This is a genomic window from Colwellia psychrerythraea (assembly GCF_000764225.1).
In the GTDB taxonomy this organism is placed as follows: domain Bacteria; phylum Pseudomonadota; class Gammaproteobacteria; order Enterobacterales; family Alteromonadaceae; genus Colwellia; species Colwellia psychrerythraea_D.
Window position 1 is genome coordinate 327,516 of sequence record NZ_JQED01000015.1, and the last position, 11,771, is coordinate 339,286.

General features: G+C 37.7%; 7 protein-coding genes. 2 read left to right on the plus strand and 5 right to left on the minus strand.

The genetic code is table 11. The features are described from left to right. Nucleotides 1–39: 39 nt before the first annotated feature. From ND2E_RS13100 to fabB, 4 genes are all read right to left on the minus strand, one after another. Nucleotides 40–3,825, minus strand: coding sequence for a FimV/HubP family polar landmark protein (locus ND2E_RS13100; protein ID WP_033093390.1), 3,786 nt, complete (start codon nt 3,823–3,825; stop codon nt 40–42). A gap of 392 nt (nt 3,826–4,217) precedes the next feature. Next, complete coding sequence (locus ND2E_RS13095; RefSeq protein ID WP_033093391.1) at nt 4,218–5,237, minus strand: aspartate-semialdehyde dehydrogenase; 1,020 nt, start codon at nt 5,235–5,237, stop codon at nt 4,218–4,220. A 58-nt stretch (nt 5,238–5,295) separates the two neighbouring features. Beyond that, the gene (locus ND2E_RS13090; RefSeq protein ID WP_033093392.1) at nt 5,296–6,492 is read right to left on the minus strand and encodes a 4-phosphoerythronate dehydrogenase; all 1,197 of its coding nucleotides are present in this window, start codon (nt 6,490–6,492) and stop codon (nt 5,296–5,298) included. A gap of 191 nt (nt 6,493–6,683) precedes the next feature. Then, a complete protein-coding gene (fabB, locus tag ND2E_RS13085; RefSeq protein ID WP_033093393.1) occupies nt 6,684–7,895 on the minus strand; it encodes a beta-ketoacyl-ACP synthase I in 1,212 nt (403 codons plus the stop codon). Between the two features lie 257 nt (nt 7,896–8,152). Here fabB and mnmC point away from each other — a divergent pair, with 257 nt between their 5' ends. Then, nucleotides 8,153–10,198: a bifunctional tRNA (5-methylaminomethyl-2-thiouridine)(34)-methyltransferase MnmD/FAD-dependent 5-carboxymethylaminomethyl-2-thiouridine(34) oxidoreductase MnmC gene (gene mnmC, locus ND2E_RS13080; protein WP_033093394.1), complete on the plus strand. Its 2,046-nt coding sequence runs from the start codon at nt 8,153–8,155 to the stop codon at nt 10,196–10,198. Nucleotides 10,199–10,507: 309 nt separating this feature from the next. Further along, nucleotides 10,508–11,335, plus strand: a complete 828-nt coding sequence (locus ND2E_RS13075) for a type IV pili methyl-accepting chemotaxis transducer N-terminal domain-containing protein (protein WP_033093395.1) — start codon at nt 10,508–10,510, stop codon at nt 11,333–11,335. 123 nt (nt 11,336–11,458) lie between these two features. Here ND2E_RS13075 and ND2E_RS13070 read toward each other — a convergent pair whose 3' ends face one another. Continuing rightward, on the minus strand, nt 11,459–11,764 hold the full coding sequence (locus ND2E_RS13070) for a YfcL family protein (RefSeq protein WP_033093396.1): 306 nt from the start codon (nt 11,762–11,764) through the stop codon (nt 11,459–11,461). Nucleotides 11,765–11,771 lie beyond the last annotated feature (7 nt).

The window sequence follows — 11,771 nt, forward strand, 5'->3', positions numbered from 1 at the left end:
TTTATTTTATGCAGTTAGGCTATTGCTTGTTAATTTATCTTAATTCCTGATTAAAGAATCTAATAATGCTTGCGCTTCAAGTTGCTGAACTTCATCTCCTTTAGAAATCACTTCTTGCAAAATTACTTGGGCATTTTCTTCGTCATTCATTTCTATATACATTTTTGCTAAATCTAGTTTGCTTGACATTGAGCCATCTTTATCAACATCAACGCCACTCTCATTTTGTGCAAATTGACCTAATCCGACATCAATGTTGGTTTTTTCATAAGGCTCTGACACATCACTCTCATCTAAAGTATCAGAAATTAGCTCATCTACAGAAAGAAATTCATTTTTTTTCTCAACATTTTGAGAACTCTCAATACCATCTTCAATAAAGCTATCGTCAATTAAGTCATCACCAACCTCATCACCAAGGCCTCCATAGGTTAACTCAAAATCATCAGGCTCTGTTGGAGTAGTCGCTGATTCTTCTTCAATATTTGCTAATAGCTCATCAAAGTCAACATTTGCTAATTCTTCTATAGCGTCTAACTCTTCAACATCTTCTGGTTTTTCTTCTTCTGAATCAACAGTCTCAGCTAATAGCTCAGCTAAAACATCTTCATCGGTAAAGTCTGGTGATAATTCTATTACCTCACCTGAAGTGTCTGCTGCTTGATTAGGTTCGCTGTCTAAAGATTCATCAGCTAATAATCGGCTTAGTTCAGCTTCAGTAAAACCGCCATCAACTTGATTGTTGCTCATTTCATCAATAGATGAGCTGATTAAGTTATCCCCAACATCATCATTTTCACCATCATAAATGCTATTTTCTACTTCATCTTTACTGTTGGTCTCTGCAATTAATGCATCAATATCAAGGTCATCATCAAGAGCTTCAACTTCAGTCTGTGATGGTGTTTCACTCGCTAATTCAATAGCATTATCTTTCGCTATAATATCGGTAAAATCAGCCGTAAGAAACGGGGTGACATATTCAGCAGTGAAAGCGGAAATCTTATCTTCATTCTCAGCTTTTTCCTTTTGAATTTTCAGGTCTTCGGGGCTTAAAGTAGTATTTGTTTCTGCTTCAATAGTTGATTCAGCTAAATCTTGTTTGATCGTTTCCTGTGCTGCTGGAGCATTAGCAGACATTGATTCAAACAACGCATCAATATCATTTGGATCTGTTACGTCTGCACTGTCATCAACTGAATCAGTTACAGGAGCATTATCCGAATCGTTTATTGAATCTAATAGCGCATCAATATCATCTGGGTCTGAAACGACTGCACTGTCATCAACTGAATCCGTTACCGGATCATTTGCCGAATCGTTTATTGAATTTAATAACGCATCAATATCATCTGGGTCGGTTACATCTGCATTATCATCTATTGGATCAGTTACCTGCTCGGTTACCGGATCATTTTCCGAATCGTTTATTGAATTTAATAACGCATCAATATCATCTGGGTCGGTTACGTCTGCATTATCATCTATTGAATCAGTTACCTGCTCAGTTACCGGATCATTTTCCGCATCGTCTATTGAATTTAATAACGCATCAATATCATCTGGGTCGGTTACGTCTGCATTATCATCTATTGAATCAGTTACAGGATCATTTTCCGAATCGTTTATTGAATTTAATAACGCATCAATATCATCTGGGTCGGTTACGTCTGCATTATCATCTACTGGATCAGTTACCTGCTCAGTTACCGGATCATTTTCCGAATCGTTTATTGAATTTAATAACGCATCAATATCATCTGGGTCGGTTACGTCTGCATTATCATCTATTGAATCAGTTTCCTGCTCAGTTACCGGATCACTAACAGAATTTAATAATGCATCAATATCATCTGGATCTGTAACATCTGCATCGTCATCTATTGAATCAGTTACCGGATCACTGACAGAATTTAATAACGCATCAATATCATCTGGGTCTGTAACATCTGCATCGTCATCTATTGAATCAGTTACTTGCTCAGTTACCGGATCACTGACTGAATTTAATAACGCATCAATATCATCTGGGTCTGTAACATCTGCATCGTTATCTATTGAATCAGTTACCTGTTCAGTTACCGGATCACTAACAGAATTTAATAATGCATCAATATCATCTGGATCTGTAACATCTGCATCGTCATCTATTGAATCAGTTACCGGATCACTGACAGAATTTAATAACGAATCAATATCATCTGGATCTGTAACATCTGCATCGTCATCTATTGAACCAGTTACTTGCTCAGTTACCGGATCACTGACTGAATTTAATAACGCATCAATATCATCTGGGTCTGTAACATCTGCATCGTCATCTATTGAATCAGTTACCTGTTCAGTTACCGGATCACTGACTGAATTAAGTAATGCATCTATATCATCTGGGTCAGTAACTTCCGCAGATTCATCTTTTACCTCAACGGGCTCTTCATCAGCCATGTCTTCGTCAATAGAATCGTCTAGACCTCCAAGTAGATCGTTTAGATCCTCTTGACTGAGCTCTCCCCCTTCAAGTACTTCATTCTCTGATTCTTCACTCTTATCAACGTCATCATCTAAACCAGATAATAGAGAATCTAAATCATCTTGAGCTAACTCACCACCATCAAGAATCCCTTCATCACTATCATCATCTAATAGAATATCCTCAAGTTCATCCAACCCATCATCTTCATCTAAATGAATAACGTCATCTTCACTTTCTATTAAGTCTATCGACAGGTCTTCATCCAAATTCAATTCATCATCCAATGACAAATCAAGCTCATCATCTAATGACAAGTCGAGCTCATCATCCAAATCCAACTCATCATCAAGAGACAAATCAAGCTCATCGTCTAAGTTCAACTCATCATCTAGAGATAATTCTTCAGCTTCGCTTTCTTTTTTAGCTGCTGGTACTTGTTTTTTACTGTCTAACTCATTAAAGAAAACTTCATCTGAAGCTTGCTTACGTCGTTTAAACAAAAAGGCTAATAATGATAATATTAGAACCGCTGGCATTGTGCCCATAAGGATTTTAAACCACAAGCTTGAGGTGATGTCTTGTTCAGCCAACGCTGCTTGTTGCCTCTCTAATAATAGCTCTTGCTCTCTGGCTTCAGCTTTTGCTAATAAAGTCTGCTGCAACTTAATCATATCGTCCATTTGCAGCTTGATTTCTTTGCCTTTGGCTACTTCATCCTGCATAACTCCCAGCTTATCGTTAAACTTGCTGAGTCGCTGACGTAAATCATCATTTTCTTTTAGAATAGCTTGTAAACCATCAATAGAATCTGAAATATCGTTTTGGATAAGCTCTAATCGTTCTTGTTGCTGGCCGTCAATTTTTTGTAATTGATCATTAATCTCAGTTTTTACCGTCTCTAAATCTTTTTTCTTAACGATGGGCTCTACTACAACTACTTTTTTAGTTGATTTTGGCTGGGCTTTTTTCCAAGCCTTACTATCATTTTCAGATTTTTTCTTCGCACTATTCGTATTTATTGCCATCATGTTATTAAATGATGGAATTTTTAGGTATTGCCCTTCAACCAAATAATTAATATTACTATCGACAAACGCTTGCGGATTTTCTTGATATAACGCCTGCATGACTTGATAAACACTCAAGCGGCTATCTGGGCGGATCCGTGTGGCAATATTCCACAAGGTATCTTTTGAGGTGATTGGTCCATATTTGTCATAAGGAAATACATCACTGCTTTTAGGCCCTCGCATGCGAATACCGCGTTCTTCTTCAGCAGTAACAGGGAAGTGAGCCGAAAGTATGCCAATAATAATCGCCTGCCATAGGCACAGACGTAATAAATGTTGCATAAGGATGTCCTAATTAAACTAATTTAAGTTATGGCGTTGATCATTATATTTATTACGCCAAAAAAATATCGCATTACTTTATCTGACTAAGAATAAAGCTTTTCTGGAAGGTAAAATGCAATATTTATTCCATAAAAACCATTAACTAACAAGATAATAGCAAATTCAGTCAATAAGTCTCCAATTATTGTAACTCATCTGTCATCACGACTTTGATAAAGCGGAGATATATCAATATTACCCCACTAATACACTTTATTCCGATAATAAAGTCAATGCTGCAGTAAGGCGACTGATTTAGCAAAAGCTTAGGAGCTAAAACTAAAAAACTCGTCGATAACGGTATCACTACGGTTAACGACGAGTTTCTTTATCTAACGATTAAAGTAAAATTAGCTTAAATGATCTTTTGCCAATAGTTCAGCAATTTGAACACTATTCGTTGCCGCACCTTTGCGAACATTATCCGCAACAATCCACATATTTATGCCGCAATTATGGCTGATATCTTCGCGGATACGACCAACAAAGGTATCGTCTTTGCCGCTAGCATCACCAATTTGCGTAGGGAAGTCTTCATCATTACGACAAACAACCACACCTGGTGCCTGCTCTAATAAGTCTTTAACCTCTTCAGCTGAAATAGGAGAGTTTGTTTCAATATGCAAAGATTCACCATGACCATAAAACACTGGAACACGAACAGCTGTTGGATTAACAAGTACGTTTTCATCACCTAAAATCTTTTTAGTTTCCCACACCATTTTCATTTCTTCTTTGGTGTAACCATTATCTAAGAAAACATCAATTTGTGGGATAACATTAAACGCTATTTGACGTGAGAAGTTTTTACTTTCTACTGGCTTACCACTCAACAAATTAGCAGTTTGTTTCGCTAACTCATCCATAGACTCTTTACCACCGCCAGAAACTGACTGATAAGTACAAACATTCACACGGTTAATACCAACTGAATCATAAATTGGCTTTAGTGCCACCATCATTTGAATTGTTGAACAATTCGGGTTAGCGATGATATTGCGATTACGGTACTCAGCGAGTGCACCTGGATTAACTTCAGGCACAACAAGAGGAATATCGGCGTCGTAACGAAATTCAGACGTATTATCAATAACAATACAACCAGCTTCAGCAGCGATAGGGGCAAATTTAGCTGAGGTTGAACCACCGGCAGAAAAGAAACCAATTTGAGCTTGGCTAAAATCGAATTCACCAGCATTCAATACTTCAATGCTCTCGCCATTAAATTCAATAATTTCACCAGCAGAACGGGCACTTGCTAGAGGGTACAACTTATTAATTGGAAACTTTCGCTCTTCAAGAATTTCCATGATAGTTTTACCAACTAACCCTGTTGCGCCAAGTATGCATACATCAAATTTTTGTGCCATGTTCCTCTCTCTCTTCAATAGACTTTCTCATAAAAATGAGTTGTCTCGATAGTTTAAATTAATTTTTAGTAAAACCTAAGCGATGCGGTACATCACTATAAGCAGTAGATGATAAGTTGACCGTAACAGCAGAAAACTCCCGTCGAACAGGGTAATTTTTTCGCAAACTGTCAAAACCTTGTACCGATAACTGTTGACGAAATATTGCATCGTCTCGTCTAACATCGTAAACCATTTTAACTAGCTGGTTTAGTAATATTTGATCAAAAGTTTGATTAATATCAATTACAGGGATACTAGCCGACGGTAAAAAATTTGCTAACTGATATTTCGGCGCAATCGCCAATTGTTGACATAATGCCTGATAGAGCATTTCACTACCACGAGCTTTTCCTTCTAAGCTATAACCGGCAATATGTGCAGTGGCTATTTCAGTGAAAGGAATTAAAGCTTCAAGAACGTCAGGCTCTCCTTGCCAAACATCAAGGACAATTTTTACGCCATGACCTGCCACTTTAAGTGCCAATAAAGCGTCGTTATCAATAACATCACCTCGACAAGCACTCACTAAAATTTGATCTTCTCGTAATTTGGCAAGCTTATCTGCATTTATCAGCTTATCTGTAGGGTATTCTCCACCTACAATTTTTGGCACATGCAAAGAAATAACATCACAAGCTAAAGCGTCCTCTAGTGATACATAAACTCGATTATCAATAGGGATATGGCCATTAGCTTGCGCTTGTTTTATTTCTCTTTGCTTTCTTTCTAATAACGGGTCGCATATTTTATGCTCAATACCTAAAGCTGTGAGCTTTTCACTTAATCGGGTCCCTGTATTACCGCCACCAACAATACCAACGGTTAAGGAGGTCAATGTAAGCAAATAACGCTCTGCTAAAACGACTAATGCACTTAATACATATTCCGCAACGGATATCGCATTGCAACCTGGCGCTGAATGGAAGGTAATATTTCGTTTCGCGAGATAGCCTAAATCGATATGGTCGGTACCTATAGTGGCACTACCGACAAAAGAAATATTATCGTTCAAATGGAGTAACTGCTCATTAACTTGCGTAATTGAACGTACTAAGAGCACATCTGCGTCCGCAACTTGTTCTGCGGTTAACGTGCGACCAGAAAAAGGGATTAACTCACCTGATTCACCATCCTTAATACCTGTATTAAGGTGACAGAGTTCACTAAAAAACTCCTTGGCAAATGGCATATTTTCATCAAAATAAATCTTCATAAATGTTAACTATTTGACTAAGGGCATTAAAGTAGCCGATTATACGCTCATTTAGAGCATAAGTACTAAATTTAAACCTACAGCGCTAAAATTTTTCGTTGGGTATAAAAAAACCACACTAAAGACGATTTAGGTGGTTTAATATGACTGATAAAAAGAGCCTCAAACTGAAGCTTAACGCCCAAACAGACTTATTTATATTTTTTCATTACCAAAGTGGCGTTGGTGCCACCAAAGCCGAAACTGTTAGACATGATAAGATTTAAGTCAACATCACGTTTTTCAGTCACAATATCTAAGCCTTGTGCTTGCTCATCTAAATTATCAACATTAATTGATGGTGCAACAAAGTTATTTTCCATCATCAAAATTGAATAAATAGCTTCATGAACACCAGCAGCACCAAGTGCATGACCTGTCATTGCTTTTGTAGCACTAATTGCAGGAGAATCCTCACCAAATAGCTCTTGAATTGCGCCCAATTCTTTCACATCACCAACCGGGGTAGAAGTACCGTGAGTGTTTAAGTAATCAACTTTACCTTCAACACCTTGCATGGCTTGTTGCATACAACGAACAGCACCTTCACCACTTGGTGCTACCATATCATAACCGTCAGAAGTAGCACCGTAGCCTACTAGTTCAGCGTAAATATGAGCGCCACGAGCAAGGGCATGTTCTAATTCTTCAACAACAACCATACCGCCGCCGCCAGAAATAACAAAACCATCACGATCTGCATCATAAGTACGTGAAGCCAACTCAGGTGTATCATTACGACCTGCAGATAATGCTCCCATACCGTCAAACATCATAGCGAGAGACCAATGAACTTCTTCACCGCCACCAGCAAAAACAATATCTTGTTTGCCTAATTGAATAAGCTCCATTGCATTACCAATACAATGGGCACTGGTTGCACAAGCAGAGCTAATTGAGTAGTTAACACCTTTAATCTTAAAAGGGGTAGCTAAACAAGCGGAGACAGTACTGCCCATAGTTTTAGGCACTGCATAAGGACCAACACGGCGAATACCGCGATTACGAAGCGTATCGGTAGATGCAACAATATTCTCCGATGATGCCCCACCTGAACCAGCAACAATACCTGTACGTACGTTTGATACTTGGTCCTCTGTTAATTTTGCATCTTTAACAGCTTGGTCCATAGCTATATAGGCATAACCAGCAGCATCACCCATAAAACGAATGGCTTTACGGTCAATGTGGTCTTTGGTTTCAAGATCGGGTTTACCCCAAACTTGGCTACGTAGGCCTTGCTCTGCAAAACTTTCAGAATGAGAGATACCTGATTTACCAGCTTTTAATGAGGCCAATACTTCTTCAGCATTGTTACCGATACTTGAGACAATACCTAAGCCTGTTATTACGACACGTTTCATTTAACTAACCATCTATAATTATGAAATTTTGCGCTATTATACAAGTAATAGCCACTGAACTGGTATTACTTGTTGTTTATCACAACAAAAACCAGCGTACACTTGTACACTATAATATGATATCCATTCTAATATATCTATGACATTTTAACTTATCTATCGTTATTTTCTGATCTAAATCTATATTTCGCGTAAAATATTCAAGGTAAAATAACAATATCATCTTGTACATAGTCAAGCTACCTAAAGAATCTTCCATGAAAAAACTAGATAAAACAAATAATAGCAATAAATTATCCTACCATAAAGACGGTACACCCTATTGCCAGAATTTCGATGATATATATTTTGATAGTGAGTCAGGCTATTTACAAAGTGATTTTGTTTTCATTCAAAAAAATCAAATTTGTTCCCGTTTACAAGCAGCAAAAAAAACCTTTACAGTAGCCGAAACAGGTTTCGGAACTGGCTTAAATTTTTTGTTAACCTTACAAGCGTACCAAAAAGCTCAGCAAGCTTTATCACAGCCGCTGGCACCCTTGCATTTCATCAGTGTAGAAAAGTACCCGCTAACAAAAGCACAACTAATACAGTCTTTGTCTCTTTTTCCACAGCTGCAGCCTTTAACATCGGCATTGACTCATAATTATCCTGATTGTGCTACTGGAGAATTCCCACAAAGTTTTAAAGCGACTTTTCTAAATGGTCAGGTAAGTTTAACCCTGATATTCGAAGATGCCGCCCATGGTTTTTCTTCGTTGAAGTCTTTACAACATGGTTTAGTCGATGCTTGGTACTTAGATGGTTTTTCGCCTGCAAAAAATCCTGAAATGTGGAGTAAGGATTTATTTTCACAAATTGGCCGGTTATCGAAAGAGCAAGCGACTCTGACAACCTTTACTGTTGCTGGTTTTGTTAAAAGACAGCTGCGTGATATCGGCTTTCGTCTCGAAAAGATACCTGCGCAGGGTAAAAAGAAAGAAATGATGCTTGGAGTTATGCAAAGTAACCCTCTAACCAATAAGGGTTACCAATTAAGGCCTCGTATTATTAAGCCTCAGCATGTCAGCATTATTGGTGGCGGTATCGCTTCAGCATGTGCTGCTTATGCGCTAACTAAACAAGGAGTAAAAGTAACCTTGTACTGTAAAGATAGTTCGCTTGCTCAAGGCGGATCGAGCAATGCGATTGGTGCATTATACCCCTTATTACATCAGCAAAAAGACGATATAAGTTCCTTTTATCAGCAAGCTTTTTGGCGTGCTAAATCGCTATATTCTGAGATCGCCGAGCAAGGCTATTCATTCGCGCATCAATGGTGTGGACTGTTAGAGGTATCATATAAAGAAGCACTCATTAAGAGACAACAAGCATTTGAAGAGTTAAACACTTGGCCTACTAACCTCATCCATGGAGTTAACGCAAAACAAGCTAGCGATCTCGCTAATATAGATCTGCCATACGGTGGTCTTTTCATGCCTAAGGCAGGTTGGATATCACCGCAAGAATTGGTGAAACAAGTATTTAATGCTGCTAAAGCCACAAATCGATTAAAGGTAATGACAGACACCCATATCACTAAAATACGTCAGCTTGCCAGCACCAACGAAAATGGACCTTCTTGGTCGCTAACAAGTAACCAAGGTGAGTATAACGCCAGTGTATTAGTGATATGTGGTGGAGCTGATGCAATCTCAATTGAACAATTAAAGCCGTTACCGCTAACCGCTACACGTGGTCAAGTAACGAGCATGAAGAGTAATAAACAGATAAGTAAACTTTCTACCGTTATTTGTCACAAAGGGTATTTAACCCCTGAAAATAAGGGTATTCATTGCATTGGCGCAACCTTTCAGAAAAATGATACTAACATTACAACGGTCAAAGCTGATGATGGCTATAACTTAACTATGCTTGATAAGTGCTTACCTGCATTATCATCAACCATTAATTGGCAAGAACAAGATATTTCATCGAGTAAAGCAAGACTTCGTTGTATGTCACAAGACCACTTGCCCCTTGTCGGTGCCGTACCTAACGTGAAAGAGCATATAGCTGCTTACCCTCATCTAGCCAAAGATAAGAACTGGAAATATAAGCAAGCAGCTCCGTGTATTGATAACCTCTATCTTTTACTAGGACTCGGTGCTAGAGGATTGTGCTCAGCTCCTTTGGCTGCGGATATATTAGCAGCAGAATTATGTAATACCCCCTACCCTTTGGATAACCAAATGTTATTCAATCTAAGCCCTAACCGTTTTATTATCCGAGATATTATTAAAAGAAAAGTTACTGAAGAATAAGTAACTTTGCATTAAGTACAAGCTAAATAGTTTTATTGACTTAATCATTAACGTTTCAACGTATGCGGATAAAATAAAATACCTTTGCACTAAATGAGCTAGTTCATTTAGTGCTCACCAATCTACTATGATACTTAATAATATCAATTGAAACGTTTGTTATAAGTTTGTCGAAAACATCTTGGTTATCAATCACTAATTATTTAGCTAACAAGACAAAAAATAAACAAATAAGCTTGAGCTAAATCAACTTTCTTTATTCATTATTTCTCTATGGTACTACTACAATAGCCAAAAGGAATCTTTGACATGAAAGCCATTTTTTTACTCTACGTATCACTGGCATCATCCCTACTGTTAATAAGTGGTTCAAATACTGCCCATGCGCAACAATTAAACCTATCACAATCAATAAACCAAGCAGGTTTACAGCGTATGTTATCTCAACGCATGGCAAAAAATTACATTTTACTTAGCCAAGAAATTGATACTCAATCCGCTGCAAACGAACTTGATGAAAGCTCAGCATTGTTTGAAGAGAATTTATTCAAACTTAATGCATCGATTAGCAATACAGATTCCAAGCTTGCTTTGAAAAAACTAAAACAGAGTTGGTATGGTTTTAGGCAGTTTGTATTAAGTGACGCAAATGTACAACAAACGGCACAAGTAGTTCACAGAAGCACACTATTACTAAAATCAGCCCACGCATTAGTTTTGAGTCTTGAAAGAAGTTCTCGCGCTCAAAGTGATCATCTTATTAATGTTTCAGGTAGGCAACGTATGCTTTCACAACGCTTAGCCATGCTCTACTATGCGAGCAATTCTGGTATAGAAGAAAAAAAATTCCAACAAGAAATGCACAAAACCTCAAGACAATTTGGTCAAGCATTAACAAAACTATTGGCTGCAAAAGAAAATAACTCTGAAATTAATGAAGCCTTAGAAGAAGTAAATAATCAATGGAGTTTCTATAAAACAAAATTTAATGGTTCAAACAAGGGTCGCTTTTCACCGAAAACCATTCAAGTAGTTAGCGAATCGCTGTTAAAAGAAATGAACCGAATTACAAAATTATATGAAATAGAAAGTATGGCACAAGCTAAATATTCTACTTGGATAAAACCCGCCAATTAACACAGATGCCCGTTTACGTTTTAGCTGTCAAAATAGCTAAGATGAATATAGTGATTTTACTCAGGGAGAAATTTTAAACAAGGCAATCGCTCACCATATAGTGAACGATTGCAATATTTTCAGTTACTTAAATGTAACGTTTTGTTGGATAGCCAGCCAAAAGTTATTCACAATGGCGTAGTCTTGTGGCGCTAGTTCAGTTTTGGCTAAGATAATTTTTTCACTTACCCCGTCAATCAAATCTGCTGAAATAGCCTGGCTCTCATCGCCAAATTCGGTCGCAACTAAGGAAATCAATCCACGTAAATAGCTACTTGCAAATAAAGTATCGCTATCAATATCATCTAACTCGAATAAACCATCAAAATAAAGGTAAATGTCAGCAACGATTGTAAGTTGTTCTGTTGGCATAGTTGAATTTTTTGTCATGTATATC